Annotated in this window: 13 protein-coding genes; 4 read left to right on the plus strand and 9 right to left on the minus strand. The window is 60.3% G+C overall.

Annotated features, from left to right (window positions below; genetic code table 11):
* Positions 1–125: 125 nt before the first annotated feature.
* Together AACZ55_RS06025 and AACZ55_RS06030 are read right to left on the minus strand one after the other, a co-directional pair.
* The gene (locus AACZ55_RS06025) at positions 126–1415 is read right to left on the minus strand and encodes an ATP-binding protein (RefSeq protein WP_339644174.1); all 1290 of its coding nucleotides are present in this window, start codon (positions 1413–1415) and stop codon (positions 126–128) included.
* A 33-nt stretch (positions 1416–1448) separates the two neighbouring features.
* Positions 1449–5153, minus strand: coding sequence for a vitamin B12-dependent ribonucleotide reductase (locus AACZ55_RS06030; protein WP_339644176.1), 3705 nt, complete (start codon positions 5151–5153; stop codon positions 1449–1451).
* 544 nt (positions 5154–5697) lie between these two features.
* On the opposite strand from AACZ55_RS06030, the gene AACZ55_RS06035 reads away from it, so the two are divergent.
* Together AACZ55_RS06035 and AACZ55_RS06040 are read left to right on the plus strand one after the other, a co-directional pair.
* Entirely contained in the window at positions 5698–6096 is a 399-nt protein-coding gene (locus AACZ55_RS06035) for an NADH:ubiquinone oxidoreductase subunit NDUFA12 (protein ID WP_338606693.1), read from the plus strand.
* Between the two features lie 63 nt (positions 6097–6159).
* A complete protein-coding gene (locus tag AACZ55_RS06040) occupies positions 6160–6531 on the plus strand; it encodes a DUF2155 domain-containing protein (RefSeq protein ID WP_339644179.1) in 372 nt (123 codons plus the stop codon).
* A 141-nt stretch (positions 6532–6672) separates the two neighbouring features.
* On the opposite strand, the gene aat is transcribed toward AACZ55_RS06040, so the two are convergent.
* The 6 genes from aat to AACZ55_RS06070 form a co-directional block, all read right to left on the minus strand.
* Complete coding sequence (aat, locus tag AACZ55_RS06045; protein ID WP_339644182.1) at positions 6673–7305, minus strand: leucyl/phenylalanyl-tRNA--protein transferase; 633 nt, start codon at positions 7303–7305, stop codon at positions 6673–6675.
* 129 nt (positions 7306–7434) lie between these two features.
* Positions 7435–8781: an acetyl-CoA carboxylase biotin carboxylase subunit gene (accC, locus tag AACZ55_RS06050; protein ID WP_338606696.1), complete on the minus strand. Its 1347-nt coding sequence runs from the start codon at positions 8779–8781 to the stop codon at positions 7435–7437.
* Positions 8782–8790: 9 nt separating this feature from the next.
* Positions 8791–9285, minus strand: a complete 495-nt coding sequence (gene accB / locus AACZ55_RS06055) for an acetyl-CoA carboxylase biotin carboxyl carrier protein (RefSeq protein ID WP_339644185.1) — start codon at positions 9283–9285, stop codon at positions 8791–8793.
* Positions 9286–9322: 37 nt separating this feature from the next.
* Positions 9323–9760 carry a type II 3-dehydroquinate dehydratase gene (gene aroQ / locus AACZ55_RS06060; RefSeq protein ID WP_339644187.1) on the minus strand — a complete coding sequence of 146 codons (438 nt, stop codon included), beginning with the start codon at positions 9758–9760 and terminating at the stop codon, positions 9323–9325.
* 132 nt (positions 9761–9892) lie between these two features.
* Positions 9893–10249 carry a DUF2087 domain-containing protein gene (locus AACZ55_RS06065; protein ID WP_339644189.1) on the minus strand — a complete coding sequence of 119 codons (357 nt, stop codon included), beginning with the start codon at positions 10247–10249 and terminating at the stop codon, positions 9893–9895.
* 2 nt (positions 10250–10251) lie between these two features.
* Complete coding sequence (locus AACZ55_RS06070) at positions 10252–11124, minus strand: DsbA family protein (RefSeq protein WP_339644191.1); 873 nt, start codon at positions 11122–11124, stop codon at positions 10252–10254.
* Positions 11125–11363: 239 nt separating this feature from the next.
* On the opposite strand from AACZ55_RS06070, the gene AACZ55_RS06075 reads away from it, so the two are divergent.
* Positions 11364–12506, plus strand: coding sequence for an aminotransferase class I/II-fold pyridoxal phosphate-dependent enzyme (locus tag AACZ55_RS06075; protein ID WP_339644194.1), 1143 nt, complete (start codon positions 11364–11366; stop codon positions 12504–12506).
* A gap of 55 nt (positions 12507–12561) precedes the next feature.
* Here the strand turns inward: AACZ55_RS06075 and AACZ55_RS06080 are convergent, their stop codons facing one another.
* Positions 12562–15159 carry a ribonuclease E/G gene (locus AACZ55_RS06080; protein WP_339644197.1) on the minus strand — a complete coding sequence of 866 codons (2598 nt, stop codon included), beginning with the start codon at positions 15157–15159 and terminating at the stop codon, positions 12562–12564.
* A gap of 526 nt (positions 15160–15685) precedes the next feature.
* Here AACZ55_RS06080 and AACZ55_RS06085 point away from each other — a divergent pair.
* Positions 15686–16966: an N-acetylmuramoyl-L-alanine amidase gene (locus tag AACZ55_RS06085; protein WP_339644200.1), complete on the plus strand. Its 1281-nt coding sequence runs from the start codon at positions 15686–15688 to the stop codon at positions 16964–16966.
* Positions 16967–17010 lie beyond the last annotated feature (44 nt).

Raw genomic sequence — 17010 nt, forward strand, 5'->3', positions numbered from 1 at the left:
CCTCCTTGCCTCAAATTTAGGGAAGAAGGCGTCCAGAAATCTAGGGGCTATTCAGGATAAGATTTTTGGTGGGCGGCGGTGAAGGAGATCGCGGGGGGCGGGTCTTGCTAACCGACAGATGTCATCTAGACGATGCTCGGGCCCACACTATCGTAACTGAGCCGGCAGCCTTCGTTTTCCGCACGAAGCCTTGCATATGCTCGCATTCTCTTCTCCCGAAACGTGAAATTTGCGCGTCTCGGTTTCTCCAGCAGTCGGCCGTAGGCCGGTTTGCAAAGGTCATTGAGTTTGGTGGAGAAGTTGTTTTTCGAAACCTTAGTCCACTGAACAAGCGGATTATCGAGCTTATATTCTTCTGAAGTTAGCTGGCGAATTATTTCTTCGTAATTCTGCCATGCTAGTTCAATGTTTATTTCTAAGTGCTTATCAGCGGCTACCGCCCACAGAACGGGTTCACTGCGTGTCGTATTCTTTTTTACTGAGTCATCATATTCCCGTTTCAGCGGCCGGTCAGCGGAACTCACGGCAGATCGAACTCCCATCTTGAAAGCATCTGAAGTCACATGTTGCAGACCCGCCTCATGTGCCTGCACAAGTACATGCTCACACACGAGATGGACGAACGAAGGGAATCCATCGCTTAATAATGCGATCCGAGTTTTGATATTGAAATCCATCTCAAATCCGAGCGCTGCCGTCGCGTCATCTATGATGTCGAATCTCGGTTGCCAGCCTAATTGACCCACCTCCTCGGTATGCATCTGTCGAGTGAGGCTCTCATGCGCGATAAAAAGTCGTTCTATGGAATCGGCCACGCCACAAATAACAAATTTGACGCTTATTCGGGTATCGCTAAGTTGCTTCAAAAGCGCCGCGAATTTTTGATGCTCTTCAGTCGATGCTAGGACGTCGAACTCGTCTAACAGGACCACGTATTCTCGACCGTTTGTGTCTGCCAGAAACTTCAAGGTCGCAACTGCATCGCTAACCGTTTCTACCCGATAGTTGTTGTCTAGGTATTTGGGAGAAACTGTCGCCGAGCCACCCATGCCAAATACGCCAAGACTGGCAGTGTATGAATTGCCTGATTTTATCTCGATAGGGTTTATCTGCGCGGCCTGACGAACTACGTCAGTCATAACGCTGGCGAAAGTGGAATCCCTCTCGCACGAAGCGAGTATTGAAACGTGGCCTGCGTCTTCCTGAAGTCCAAACACCGCTGTTTGTGCAAGCGACGTTTTCCCTACTCCACGAAAGCCATATATGAAGGCGTGTCGCCCGGGTGAGCGAAGAGCTCTGGTCAACCTTGAGAGATCCTCCCCCCGTCCCTTTAAGTGACGAGGGGAGCTTATCGGCTGAGATGCAGTTAGAAACGTATGAAGGACTTTGTAGAAAGCGTCTTCTTCTCCTGGCATTCAGCGTTTCCTTTATTATCTCACCAACCGCCCTCAACTACACCCAGTCGTCGACCCACACGTGTCGCACTTCAAACACGTCCCGTTCCGCACCAGCGTGAAGTTCTGGCACTCGGAACATGCTTCCCCCACATAGCCCTTCATCTGGGCCTCCAGCCGCAGGGTTGTGGTGTCCTTGGCCTGGGCTTCGTCGACCAGTTTGGTGGCGGCGGCTTCGGCTTCTGCTTCCGGGTCGGTCTTGAGCGCCGTGCCTTGCTTGAGAGCCGTGACCGTCTGGGACTGCATGGCCTGGACGGGGTTGGCCAGTTTGAGGTCGGACGAGGCGACCAGCATCAGGGTTTTGTCCTTGACGCGGCCGCGGGTCATGCCGCGGGAGACGAAATTGTCGGCCGGGACCGGGGCGGGGGCCGAGCGGTCTTTGACCTGATTGTCTTCCGATACGCCCTGGCCGATCGAAGTGGCGCCGGCGTCGGGGGTGACGTGGGCCAGATCGGTGCGGTCGAGGTAGGAAATGGCCAGCTCGCGGAACACGTAATCGAGGATCGATGTGGCGTTCTTGATGTGGTCATTGCCCATGACGAGACCGGCGGGCTCGAAGCGGGTGAAGGTGAAGGCCTCGACGAATTCATCGAGCGGCACGCCATACTGCAGGCCGATCGAAATCGCGATGGCGAAATTGTTCATCATGGCGCGGAAGGCGGCGCCTTCCTTGTGCATGTCGATGAAGATTTCGCCCAGGCGTCCGTCACCATATTCGCCGGTGTGGACATAGACCTTGTGGCCGCCAACAATCGCCTTCTGGGTGTAACCCTTGCGGCGGTCGGGCATGCGTTCACGCTCACGATAACGCTCGCGTTCGACGATGCGCTCGACGATCTTTTCGGCAACGGCCGGGATGCGCTCGGAAAGCGCGGCGGCGGCGATTTCGGCCACATCGTCCTCGTCTTCGTCCTCATCGGCAAGCAGCGAGGAGTTGAGCGGCTGGGAGAGCTTGGAGCCATCGCGATAGAGCGCGTTGGCCTTGAGGGCCAGCTTCCAGGACAGCATGTAGGCCTGCTTGGAATCCTCGACGGTCGCATCGTTGGCCATGTTGATGGTCTTGGAGATCGCGCCCGAAATGAAGGGCTGAGCTGCGGCCATCATGCGGATGTGGGATTCGACCGAGAGATACCGCTTGCCGATCTTGCCGCAGGGGGTGGCGCAATCGAAAACGGGCAGGTGCTCGTCCTTGAGGAACGGCGCGCCTTCGAGCGTCATGGCACCGCACACATGGATGTTGGCGGCCTCGATGTCCTTTTTGGCAAAGCCAAGGAAGGGCAGGAGCTCGAAGGTCGGATCGGTCAATTGCGCGTCGGTGACGCCCAAAGATTTCAGGAAATCAGCGCCCAGCGACCATTGGTTGAAGACGAACTTTATGTCGAAGGCCGACTTCATGGCCGCGTTGAGCGCGGCGATCTTGTCCTCGGGGAAGCCCTTGGCGGCCAGGGTGACCGGGTTGATGCCCGGGGCCTGGTTCATGTTGCCATGGCCCACGGCATAGGCTTCGATCTCGGCGATCTGGTCTTCCGAATAGCCCAGCGAGCGCAGGGCGGCGGGGACGGCGCGGTTGATGATCTTGAAATAACCGCCACCGGCGAGCTTCTTGAACTTGACCAGCGCGAAATCGGGTTCGATGCCGGTGGTGTCACAATCCATGACCAGTCCGATGGTGCCGGTCGGGGCGATGACGGAAACCTGGGCATTGCGGTAGCCGTGCTTTTCACCCAGTTCGAGCGCCAGATCCCAGGCGGCGGTCGCGCGGTCGATCAGATTGCGATCGGGGCACGAGGCGTGGTCGAGCGGGACGGGCGTGATCGAGAGGTTCTCGTAGCCATCGGCCTTGCCATGAGCGGCATTGCGGTGATTGCGGATGACGCGCAGCATGTGCTTTGCGTTGCGCTTGTAGTCCTTGAACGCACCGAGCTCGGAGGCGATTTCGGCGGACGTTGCGTAGGAAACACCGGTCATGATGGCGGTCAAAGCACCGGCGATGGCGCGGCCTTCGTCGCTGTCATAGGGAATGCCCGAGGTCATCAGCAGGCCGCCGATGTTGGCGTAGCCCAGACCGAGGGTGCGGTAGAGATAGGAGCGCTCTGCAATGGCCTTGGAGGGGAACTGGGCCATCATCACCGAGACTTCGAGGACGAGGGTCCACAGGCGCACGGTGTGCTCGTAATCGCCGGTTGCGAACACACCATCCTTGCCGCGATAGGGCAGCAGGTTGATCGATGCCAGATTACAGGCGGTGTCGTCGAGGAACATGTATTCAGAGCACGGGTTCGACGCGTTGATCGGACCGGCTTCGGGGGAGGTGTGCCACTCGTTGATAGTGGTGTGGTACTGGATGCCGGGATCGGCGGACGCCCAGGCGGCATAGCCGACCTGTTCCCACAGATCGCGGGCCTTCAATGTCTTTGTGACCTTGCCGGACTGACGCGCGGTGAGGTTCCAGTCGCCATCGTCTTCGACGGCGCGCAGGAAATCATCGGTGACGCGGACCGAGTTGTTCGAGTTCTGGCCCGAAACGGTCAGATAGGCTTCGGAATCCCAATCGGTGTCGTAGATGGGAAATTCGATGTCGGTGTAGCCCTGCTTGGCGAACTGGATGACGCGGAAGATGTAGTTTTCCGGGACCAGGGCCTTCTTGGCGGCCTTGACCTCGCGCTTGAGAGCCGGGTTCTTGTTGGGATCGAAGCAATCATCGGCGTGGCCGTCGCAGTTCACAGCGGCCTTCATGATGAGCTTGAGGTGTTTGGAGACGGTCTTGGAGCCGGTGACCAGGGCGGCGACCTTCTGCTCTTCCTTGACCTTCCAGTTGATGTATTCCTCGATATCGGGGTGATCGATGTCGATCACCACCATCTTGGCGGCGCGGCGCGTGGTGCCGCCCGACTTGATGGCGCCGGCAGCGCGGTCGCCGATCTTGAGAAAGCTCATCAGGCCCGACGACTTGCCGCCGCCCGAGAGCTTTTCGCCCGAGCCGCGCAGGGCCGAGAAATTGGTGCCGGTGCCCGAGCCGTATTTGAACAGACGCGCTTCGCGGACCCAGAGGTCCATGATGCCGTTCTCGTTGACCAGATCATCGTCGACCGACTGGATGAAGCAGGCGTGGGGCTGGGGATGCTCGTAGGCCGATTTGGACTGGACGAGCTTGCCGGTGAAGGGGTCGACATAGAAATGGCCCTGGCCGGGGCCGTCGATGCCATAGGCCCAGTGCAGGCCGGTGTTGAACCATTGCGGGGAATTGGGGGCAACGCGCTGGGTGGCGAGCATGTAGCACAGCTCGTCATAGAAGGTGCGGGCGTCGTCTTCGGAGGTGAAATAGCCACCCTTCCAGCCCCAATAAGTCCAGGTGCCGGCGAGCCGGTCAAAGACCTGACGCGAATCCATTTCCGAGCCGTAGCGCTCGTCTTCGGGCAGCTTGGCGAGCGCCTTTTCGTCGGGGACCGAACGCCACAGCCAGGAGGGGACGTCGTTTTCCTCGACCTTCTTGAGGACCTTGGCCACACCGGCCTTGCGGAAATATTTCTGCGCGATGATGTCGGCGGCGACCTGGCTCCAGAGCGCGGGGACGGCGATGTCCTCGAGCTTGAAGACCACAGACCCGTCCGGGTTGCGGATTTCGCTCGTGGCCGAGCGGAATTCGATGCCGGCATAGGCCGATTGCCCAGCCGTAGTGAAGCGCCGTTCTATCTGCATTCGTCTTGTATCCCCAAACTAGGTGCCGCTCTGCTGGCTGATCGCCCCTGCAAGCGTCTTGTCGTTGCCGACAATGTCGATTTGATCGGGTCATGAATCGGCCCGTTGATGTGACTGTTTTCGATTCTTTGGCAAACCGTCAATCACACGAAATCGACTATCCCTTGTGCCTATGGAATGTGCATTCGCTAAATATAGTGGTTTTTAGTGTGGATAGCGAGGAAAACGTGCAAAAAGCTGCACTGGTTACATTGGGGTGTCACAAAGCAAGCGTGAGCATAGGTTAATGAAGCGTTGTCTCGGAAAGCGCGGTTAAGTGATGGAAAAACCTCACTCTCTGGCCGCGCCGGGGGACCGCTTTAGACTCATAAACGCCTGTCAAGCGGCTTTTTTGGACCTCGATCGCGGTTTTTTGTTGGCTGGGGACATGCACACCATGTTGTGTGAACAACGGGACCGAAATCGACTATAGCACTCTCTAGGCTGGCCCGGTCATGTGTGCTAAGCCCAAGCCAACTCATCGTGACGCGTGAAGGTACCGGACGTGGCAAACAGCGGCTTTAAACAGTTCGTCTTCGAAATTTTCGGCTGGTGGAACAAGCAGACCCTCTCCACCCGCATTTTCACCGCCCTGCGCGGGGTGAAGGTGGGCGAGGACGCGTTCGGGAACGTCTATTACGAAGGCAAGAAGGATGGCCGGCGCTGGGTTGTCTATAATGGCTATGCGGAAGCGTCGGCGATTCCGGCGGGCTGGCATGGCTGGATGCACCGGCGCACCGATGTGCCGCCGTCCAAATCGGACTACAAGCCGCACGAGTGGGAAAAGGCCCATATCCCCAACATGACCGGCACGGCGCTGGCCTATCGCCCGGACGGGTCGATCCTTACGCCGCAATCGCGTCCGCGGGTGACGGGCGACTACGACGCCTGGTCGCCGGAATAGGGCGGTTATGGCTGCGTGAACCCTCGGGGATTTAGAAAAGCCGCAAGCCGCCTGGCGCTTGCCATGGTCATTGCCATGGGGGCGGGGAGCGCCCATGGCCAGGCCATCTCCAATCCTGTGGCGGTGTTTACCGGGCTCGACAAGATCACCGGGCGGATCACGATTTTCGATGTCTATATCGACGAGACGGTGCAGTTCGGCTCGCTGCAGCTGACGCCGCGAGTCTGTTATTCCCGGCCAACAACCGAAGCCCAGAGCGTTACCGCCTTCGTGCAGGTGGACGAGGTTTCGTTGCAGGCGACAATGGAGCGGGTGTTTTCGGGCTGGATGTTTGCCGACTCGCCGGCGCTCAATGCGATCGACAACGCCGTTTACGATGTCTGGCTGATCGATTGCCGCCAGACATCGGACGTGCCGCCACCCGACCAGCGCTAGGTTGCATGGACAGTTCGGTGATGGTGGCCTGCAAATGGCAGTTTTCTGCGCTTCCGGTGCTCACGTACCCAAATGTACGCTCCGCTCCGGTTCTCGAAAACTGCCATTTTCGGCTCACCCTGACCGAACTCTCCACACAACCTACCCCGTCTTTTCCCACGCGTAGAAGTCGCCGTCGATATTGAGGGCGCCCGAGAGGCGGATTTCGTAGATGGCGCGGGGGATCTCGATGCCGCCCAGAGACGCCAGATGGTCGGTGATGAACTGGGTATCGAGAAGCGCATAGCCGCCCGCATTGAGCCGGTCGACGAGGTGGGCGAGGGCGATCTTGGACGCATCGGTGCGCCGGTGGAACATGGATTCGCCAAAGAAAGCGCCGCCGATGGCCAGGCCATAAAGGCCGCCAACCAGGGCTTCGCCATCATAGACCTCGACGGTGTGGCAATAGCCCATGGCAAACAACTCGCCATAGAGTGAGCGAATGGTGGGGTTGATCCAGGTTGATTGCCGGTCACTGCCTGCCGTGGCGCAGCCTTCGATGACACCGGCAAAGTCGCGATCGACAACGACGGAAAAGCCGCTTTTTCGCATGGACTTGCGCAGGCTTTTTGACGCCCTGAATCCATCGAGCGGCAACACGCCGCGCATCTGGGGGCTGACCCAGAAAATGTCCGGATCGTCGGCGCTTTCCGACATCGGGAATATGCCGGCGCGATAGGCGCGCAGGATCAACTCGGGCGTGAGTTCGATATCGAAGGGGTCGTTCCGGGTCATCGCAAAACTGAAAAAGCGGTCGTGTGCAGGGCGTACCACGATCTGCACACGGTTTGTTTCGGTCGCGCTTTCGAACCGCAAAGGTGCGGGCCTCTTTTTGCTGAAAGCACTCCGGCGGCCCGCCTTTCGTTATTCCTTGTTGGCTTCGAGAAACTTCTCGAGCCAGTGGATGTCGTAATTTCCCGCCTGAATGTCGGGCTCCTTGATGAGCCGGCGGAACAGGGGCAGGGTCGTCTTGACGCCGTCGACGATAAATTCGTCCAGCGCACGATTGAGGCGCTGCAGGCATTCGGGGCGCGTCCGGCCGTGGACGATCAGCTTGCCGATCAGGCTGTCGTAATAGGGCGGGATGTTGTAGCCCTGATAAACGGCGGCATCGACGCGCACCCCCACGCCACCTGCGGGGTGATAATAGGTGATGCGACCCGGCGACGGTGCAAAGGTCTGGGGGTCTTCGGCGTTGATGCGCACTTCGATGGCATGGCCATGGAACGCCACGTCTTCCTGCTTGAGCGAAAGCGGCTCGCCGGCGGCAACGCGGATCTGCTCATAGACGATGTCGAAATTGGTGATGCGCTCGGTGACCGGGTGCTCGACCTGCAGGCGGGTGTTCATTTCGATGAAATAGAACTCGCCGTTTTCGTAGAGGAACTCGATGGTGCCGGCGCCTGAATATTTGAGCTTGCGCATGGCGGCGGCGCAAATTTCACCGATCTCGGTCTGCTCTGCCATAGGAACGGTCGGCGCCGAAGCCTCTTCCCAGACTTTCTGGTGGCGGCGCTGGAGCGAGCAATCGCGGGTGCCAAGATGGACGGCATTGCCCCGGCCGTCGCCGATGACCTGAACCTCGATGTGGCGGGGCTTTTCGAGGTATTTTTCCAGGTAGACGGAATCGTCACCGAAATTGGCCTTGGCCTCGCGGCGTGCCGTCGAGAAGGCGATGGCGAGGTCGGCCTGGGTCTTGGCGACCTTCATGCCCTTGCCGCCGCCGCCCGATGCGGCCTTAATGAGAACCGGATAGCCGATTTCGGCGGCAGACTTCTGCGCTTCGGCCTCGGTGGTCACGGCGCCAGCCGAGCCGGGAACGCAAGGGATGCCCAGTTCAAGCGCGGTTTTTTTGGCTTCGATCTTGTCGCCCATGATCTCGATATGGTGGGCGGACGGGCCGATAAAGGCGATCTTGTGCTCTTCGAGGATGCGGGCGAAACGAGCGTTTTCCGACAGAAAGCCATAGCCGGGATGGACGGCTTCGGCGCCGGTGATTTCGCAGGCGGCCAGGATGGAGGGGATGTTGAGATAGCTGTCGCGGGCGGAGTTGGGACCAACGCACACGCTTTCGTCGGCAAGGCGCACATGCATGGCATTGGCGTCGGCCTGGGAATGGATGGCAACCGTCTGGATGCCGAGTTCCTTGCAGGCGCGCAGGATGCGCAGGGCGATTTCGCCGCGGTTGGCTATGAGGACCTTGGAAAACATGGGCCTGCCTTACTCGATGACGACGAGGGGTTCACCGTATTCGACCGGCGAGGCGTCATCGACCAGAATGCGGGTGATGGTGCCCGATTTGTGCGCCGGAATCTGGTTCATGGTCTTCATGGCTTCGATGATGAGGACCGTCTGGCCCTCGGACACCTTGGTGCCCACTTCAACGAAGGCCCTGGCGCCCGGTTCTGGCGCCAGATAGGCAGTGCCGACCATGGGCGATGTCAGGGTGTTGGGGCTGGCAGCGAGGTCTTCGGGCGATGCGGCGGCGGGCGTTGCAGCAGCCGAGGCTGCGGGCGCGGCCGGCGCTGCCGGGGCGGCTGGAGCCTGCTGGGAGTAGCCTGGGGCCGCGACCTGAACGACTTCCTTGGCAAAGGTGCGCGTTACGCGGATGCGGAAGTCATCCTGCTCAAGTTCGATTTCCGCCAGATTGGCATCATTGACCAGTTCGGCGATGGTGCGGATGAGGTCCTGATCGACCTGCGAGATCTTTGCCATTGTTATCGTGTCTCCACCGACCCGTTTGGGGTCTTTTTCAATTCAGGATTTCGGCGACGGCCTCGAGGGCCAGCGTATAGCCTCTTGGGCCCAGACCGCAAATTACGCCCTTTGCCACTGCAGATACGTAGGAATGATGGCGAAAGGGTTCACGCTGATGAATGTTTGACAGGTGCACCTCGAGGATAGGCTGGTCCAGCGTGCGCAGGGCATCGTGGATGGCCACCGAGGTGTGGGAATAGGCGGCGGGATTGATGACGATCGCATCGGCCGTCTTGCGGGCCGACTGTATCCAGTCCACCAGTTCGCCTTCATGGTTGGACTGGCGGAAATCGCAGGCCATGCCGAGCTTTTCGCAGGTATCCCGGCACAGCGCCTCGATATCGGCCAGCGTATCGCCGCCATAGATCGATTTTTCCCGCGTGCCCAAGAGATTGAGGTTCGGTCCGTTGAGGATCAGTACGCGTTTTGCCATATGCCTTATCGTGTCGCGTCCGAAGCGCCAAAATGATGGCAAACGCGCCTTTTTAGAGCTTTTTGGGCCAGCATGGCTGGCAATTCAAGCTGGCGTTATACGAAATGCACCGAAAAGGCAAAGGGAACGTCCTTAAGCGGGCTCTGCCTGGATGCGGGCCAGCAGGGCTTCGGCCTCAGGCGGCATTTCCCGGGCGATGCGGCGGTAGATGCGGCCATCGGGGGTGCGGCGCAACAGATCGAGGTCGCAGAGTTCGCGGCGGAGCAGGACGTAGTCCTCGTAATCGTGCCAGGTGCGCAGCATGGCATTGATTTCAAGCTCGGAAAGCTGGCCATCGTCGGGCATTTGCGACCAGATGACCCAGAGCGCAAGTTCCTGATCCGCGCGGCGGGAGGGCCAGCGCAGGAGGCGACCGGTTGCATCGAAACAGCGCGCGGTGCGGGTGATGCGTTTTTCAAGAGCGGGGTCGGGCTGATGCTCGGCCGGCATTGTCAGCCGTCCTGAGCGCTGTCGGTGCAAACGGTCGAGCCACACTCCCGCATGGCTTCGATGCGGCGGACCAGATCGGCTTTGGGCAGGGCGCCGGGGATCACTTCGTCGCCGATGATGAAGGTGGGCGTGCCTGAAATGCCGAGGGCCTGGGCGATGGTATAGGTGCGCTGGAGGGCGTCGGAGATATCGGGGGCGGTCATTTCGAGCTCCAGCGACACGCGGCTCAGCCCCAGCGATTCGGCAGCGGCAAGGGCGGCCTGGGTGTCGACCTGACCGCGCGCGGAAAACAGCGCTGTGTGGAAATCCTGATAATCGACATCGGCGCGGCCAACCAGAATGGCGATGCGGGCGGCATCGACCGAGCTTTGCGAGAGGATGGGGAATTCCTTGAGGATGACGCGCAGATTGGGGTCTTCCTCGACCAGAGCCATCACATCGGCGACGACCTGGCGGCAATAGCCGCAATTGTAATCGAACATTTCGACAAGGGTGACATCGCCATCGGGATTGCCGAGCACGATGTTGGCGGGGTCGTTGTAGATTTCGTCTTCCAGGGCCGCAAGCGCGATGCGGGCGCGCTCACTCTCTTCGGCGCGAACCTGGGTTTCCAGTTCGATCGACATGCGCTCGAGCAGGCGTGGATTGGCGAGGAGGTAGTCCTCGATGACCGGGCCGATGGTGGCGGTGTCGATCGTCTCGGCGGGTGGTGTCGCCGGCGATTGGACTGGCTGGTCCGCCGCGGCCTGGGCGAGAAGGGATTCGACCTCGGTCTGGCTCAAGCCGGGCTCGGGACGGGTTGCGATGGAGTAAGCGAGACCCGCGCCGAGCAGAGCCACGGCAGCAGCAAGGCCGAGATTGATCGCTTTTTGCATCAGAAACTCCCTATCGCGTCATGGCGGGTTTACCGTAAGCAGGGTTCGGGGGCTAGACGCAATGAACCGCGGAAGCGAACAAATGCTCGTGTTGGATCGAAATGCTAATAATTGAGCGAAAGTTAGCATTATTTGCTAATTTATCGCGTTATGTGATAATGATATGCTGGTATAGTATGGATTGACGCAAGCGTGGCGGTTCGGGTGCGGGCTGCCGAAAAGAACAAGCGGACATTGAAATGATGAATGCCAATTCGATTCGCCCATTTTACGCCCTTGAACTGATGGCGCGCGGGCAGGCGCTGGAAGCGCAGGGGCGGACAGTGTGCCACCTCGAAATCGGGGAGCCGGGCGGCAAACCGGCCGATCGCGTGCTTGATGCGGTTCGCGACTGTCTGGACCGCCCCATGGGCTACACGGCGGCCAAGGGCATGCCGGCGCTGCGCGAGAGGCTGAGCCGGTATTATGCCGAGCAGCATGGTGTCGAGGTTTCGCCCGAGCGGATCGTGGTGACCACAGGTTCATCGAGCGGGTTCATCCTGACCTTTCTGGCAGGATTTGCGCCGGGACAGCGCATAGCGGTGACGCGGCCGGGCTATCCGGCCTATCTCAATATCATCGCCTCTCTCAATCTGGGGAGCGTCGAGATCCCGGTTTCACCGGCCAATGGATGGCGGCTGACGGCGGCCGATATCGAAGCTGCCTATGAAAAATCGCCGTTCGAGGGGCTGCTTGTGGCGAGTCCGGCCAACCCGACCGGGGCAGTGCTGGAGCGAGACGAGCTGGCGGCCATCATCGCGTGTTGCGACCGGCTCGGCGTGCGGTTCATTTCCGACGAGATTTACCATGGGCTCAATTATGTGGGCGGGGACGCCAGCGCGCTCGAATTTTCCCATGACCATGTGATCGTCAACAGCTTTTCCAAATATTACTGCATGACGGGCTGGCGGATCGGCTGGCTGGTGCTGCCCGAAGACATGGTGCGCCGGGCCGAGATGATGGCGCAGAGCCTGTTCATTTCGGCCTCGAGCGTGTCCCAGTGCGCGGCACTGGCGGCGATGGAAGCGCGGGACGATTATGATGCCCGGCGCGACCAGTACGCCGGGAGCAGGCAGGTTCTGTCAGAGGGGCTCAAGGCGCTGGGGTTCGGGCTGGCCGAGCCGTCGGACGGAGCATTTTACGCCTATGTGGATGCGTCGGCCTTTACCAATGACACGATGGATTTCTGCCTGCGCATGCTCGATCAGGCTGGCGTCGCCGCGACGCCGGGGCAGGATTTCGACAGGACGGACGGGCACAAATATGTGCGGTTTTCCTATGCCGGAACGCCCGAAAGCATCGCCATGGCGCTCGAGCGAATGGGCAAATTTCTCCAGCCATAGCGGGATATAAAAAAGGGCGGCTTTGCCGCCCTTTTATAATTTGTGTGGGATCCGTTCAGCCCAGGCCGAGGCGGCGCTGCCACCAACCGGCCTTCTTGGGCTTTTCCTCTGTCGGCTCGCTGGTCGACGAAACGAGAATTTCATCGGGCGGCACGGCCTTGTTCTTGCGGCTGGCGGCGGGCTCTTCCGTTGCGGGTTCAGGCTCGGCAGCAGGCTCAGGGATGTTGTCCTGCTGGGGCGCTTGGGCGGGCTTTTCGTCGACCGGAGCCTCGGCCTCGACCTTCTTCTTGCGCGGAGCACGGGGCTTGCGGGCCGGCTTTTCGGGGGCTGGCGCAGGCTCGGCGGCGGGGGCTTCCTCGGCGCCCTCCACAGCTTCCTGGGCGACCGAATCCGGCTCGACGGCCTTGGCTTTCGTCGTCCTGCGGGTGCGGCGTTTCTTGGGCTTTTCCTCAGTGGCTTCGGCAACCTCAGGGACCGGTTCGGTCTGAGGTGCGGCGTCGGGCGCGGGAACGTCCTCGGCCTGAGCGGCTATCGCGGGCTCGCGCTCCTCGACAGCGTTCATGGCGTCGGCATCACCGAGCGATTCCGTATCCTGATCGGTGCCAACGCCTTCATTGGGGCGCTTGTTGCGGCGCCCGCCACGACGGCCACGACGACGGCGCTTGCGCGGCTGGTCGTCGTCGTCCTCATTGGTGGCATCGGCGCGCGGCTCGTCCTCGGTATCGCCGGATTCGGCGTCGGGAGTTGCGATGTCGGTGGCCTGGATCGCGCCGTTTTCCTTGCCGCCACGGCGACGGCGGCGGCGGCGCTTGTTGCGGTTGCCATTGCCTTCGCCGGATGTGTCGTCTTCGGCCTCGACCTCAGCTTCGGCCTCAACGACTTCTTCTTCCTGGTCTTCGGACTCCTCGTAGTCGTCCATGGAGGCCGCATCAGCGCGGATGTGCTGGACCGGAGCGGCCGCGACAGGCGCGCGCGCCTCACCGCGTTCGATGTTGAACTGGGAGCCGAGAAGACCGCTTTGGGCGGAAACGGTGATCGAAAGGCCGTATTTGGCTTCGAGCGCGGTCAGCGTTTCGCGCTTGGTATTGAGAATATAGAGCGCGACTTCGGCGGGCATGTTGACATTGATCGACTGGCCCGGCTTGCGCAGCACATGGTCTTCGATAGCGCGCATGATCATCAGCGCCAGCGAGGAAACCGAACGGACCAGACCGGTGCCCGCGCAGGTGGGGCAGGTGTGGGTCGAGGATTCGAGAACGCCGAAACGGATGCGCTGGCGGCTCATCTCCATCAGGCCGAAATGGCTGATGTGGCCGACCTGGATACGGGCGCGATCGTTCTTGAGGCAGTCCTTGAGCTTTTTTTCAACCGAGCGGTTGTTGCGCCGCTCTTCCATGTCGATGAAATCGATGACGATGAGGCCGGCCAGATCGCGCAGGCGCAACTGGCGGGAAATCTCTTCGGCCGCTTCCAGATTGGTCTGGAGGGCTGTGTCCTCGATATTGTGTTCCTTGGTGGCGCGACCCGAGTTGACGTCGATGGACACCAACGCTTCGGTCGGGTTGATGACGATATAGCCGCCCGAGGGCAGGGTCACCTGCGGATGGAACATGGAGTCGAGTTGCGACTCTACATTGAAACGCGAAAAGATCGGCGCATCATCTTTATAGACCTGCACATTCTTGGAATGGCTGGGCATGATCATGCGCATGAAATCCTTGGCCTCGCGATATCCGGCCTCGCCCGATACAAGGACTTCGGAGATGTCCTTGTTGTAAAGGTCGCGGATGGTGCGCTTGATCAGGCTGCCCTCCTCATAAACGAGGCATGGCGCCGAGGACTCGAGCGTCAGCGTGCGTACGTTTTCCCACAGGCGCATGAGGTATTCGAAATCGCGCTTGACCTCTGCCTTGGTCCGAGAGGCGCCGGCCGTGCGCAGGATGACGCCCATGCCCTGGGGGACTTCGAGATCGGTGGCGATTTCCTTGAGACGCTTGCGGTCTGCGGCGCTGGTGATCTTGCGCGAAATGCCGCCACCACGGGCCGTATTGGGCATCAGGACCGAATACCGGCCGGCCAGCGACAGATAAGTGGTCAGCGCGGCGCCCTTGTTGCCGCGCTCTTCCTTGACGACCTGGACCAGCAGAACCTGGCGGCGTTTGATGACTTCCTGAATCTTGTAGCGGCGCTGATTGCGGCGAGGACGCTCCTGAAGATCTTCAAGGGCATCGCCTTCGCCGATCTGCTCAACCTTCTTGGTTTCGCGCGGCGTGTCGAATTCGTCGCCGTTGTCCTCGGTAACGTCATCTTCGCCTTCGGCACTCTCGGCCTCATCATCGATGAGATCGGCCTCTTGCTCGTTGGCTTCTTCCTCGTCGCGCATGAGCGCTTCGCGGTCGGCGACGGGAATCTGGTAATAGTCGGGGTGAATTTCGGAAAAGGCGAGGAAGCCGTGGCGATTGCCGCCATAGTCAACGAAAGCAGCCTGCAAGGAAGGCTCGACCCGCGTCACCTTGGCGAGATAGATATTGCCCCTTAGCTGCCGCCGTTCGGCGGATTCAAAATCGAACTCCTCGAGTCTGTTACCAGTGGTAACGACGATCCGTGTTTCTTCCGGGTGGGTGGCATCCACCAGCATTCTTTTTGTGGCCATAAACTAAAACTCCGCGCGCTCGCGCGCCGGGCCCGGACCGTTCTTGTGACGGGCGGCCAGCGCCATGCGAGGCGTATGACAGTATTGTGAAAACGCCAGAGGCGTCGTTGGGAAGGGTAGGGGTCAAGGAATGGGGCAGCGGGCTGTGGCGCGCCGGAACATCGATCGTGCCGATTGCCAGAGTTAAACCCATTCGACCTCGTCCTTAGAGGCTCGGCCACACCGGCCTTGCCAGTCGGAACGCCTCAAAACCGGCGAATCCGATATTCGTGTCTCGGTGCAAGTCGCGCGTCACACGTCCGGTATGTCGGGGCCGGCAAATACACCGGCGGCGATAACGGGCCTGGGCGCAGACTCTATGGAGCACCGCATTACAGTCCTTACGAGTGTTCCCGGAAATTGGCAATAGCCAATGGCCCTGACGCTCGATTGATGGGATGTGGCGCTTGTGAACGTGAAGTACAAGCCGGGGCTTGCCTATTTCCGCCCAAGAATCGCATAAGGTGCGCGCGAACTGGAGTTTTCGATGATCGTCCCGGCTGTGCGTGCAAAGCTCATTTTTTTCCTACTGGCGTTTGCCGTTTTCAATGGCCCGGCCGGTCTGGCGCAGGACAATTCCGCGCCAGTGCCTGCCGCGGAAGCGGCTGAAACCGATGCCGGGCCAGCGGCTCCTGCGCTGCTCGACTCGCGCGTCACGGCAACGCAGGATCGCGCGCGGCTGGTGTTGGATCTGACGACGCCGACCGAATTTGCCGTTTATACGGCAGCCGATCCGATGCGCGTTGTTGTTGAGTTGCGCGGCCAGGCGGGGGAGAGCGGTCAGGACAATCAGCCGGCCGGAGATGGCCTTGTTAGTGCCTACAGCGTCGAGGCACCGGGTGACGAGCGGGTGCGGGTAACGCTTTCGCTTGCCGGGCCGGCACAGGTGCAGCAGTCTTATATTCTCGACGCTTTCGAAGACCAGCCGGCGCGGCTGGTGATTGATCTGGTTCCCGATACGGCCGAAAATTTCGCGGCCAATATCAGAGGTGCCGAACCGGAGGTCGAGCAGGCCGAGCAGCAAACGCCACCCGCCGAACTCGACGGCGCGCAAACCGCGCCGGGTGAAACCGCGACGGCAGTCGACAGCGTGCGGCCTCTCGTCATCATCGATCCCGGCCATGGCGGCGTCGATGGCGGCGCACGAGCGACCAACGGGCTCGAGGAAAAGACAATCGTTCTGGCCTTTGCGCTCAAGCTGCAAAATCTGCTGGTTGAAACCGGGCGGTTCGATGTGGCGCTGACGCGGGACACAGATACGTTTCTGACGCTTTCAGAACGCGTTGCGCTGGCGCGGCAGAATCAGGCGGATCTGTTTATTTCGCTGCATGCGGACTCCTTCGATCAGCAGGATGTGCGCGGTGCGTCGATCTATACGCGCGGGGATCTGGCGACAACCGATCTGGACCGCGTGCTGGCCGATAATGAAAACCGGGTCGATCTGATAGCGGGATTTTCGCCACCCGAGGACGAGGGTGCCATCGACGTGCTCGTCGATTTTCTGGCGCGTGAGACGCGGCGGCAGTCCTATCTGGCCGGGCAGGCGCTGATCGAACAGCTTGAGCCATCGGTCCAGTTGCGGCGTTTCCCGCTGCGGCAGGCGGACTTTTTCGTCCTCAATTCGCCCGACATTCCCTCGGTGCTGATCGAGCTGGGTTTTCTCTCCAATTCCGATGATACGGCCAACCTGACGACCGATGCATGGCTCGACCGCGTGGCGGCGGCGCTGGCGCGTGGCGTCGCGGTTTATTTCGATGGTCAATTCTAGACGCCCGTCGCATTGATCCGGGCAAGAATGCGCGCTAACACTGT

This window comes from uncultured Pelagibacterium sp. (assembly GCF_963972885.1).
Lineage (GTDB): Bacteria > Pseudomonadota > Alphaproteobacteria > Rhizobiales > Devosiaceae > Pelagibacterium > Pelagibacterium nitratireducens.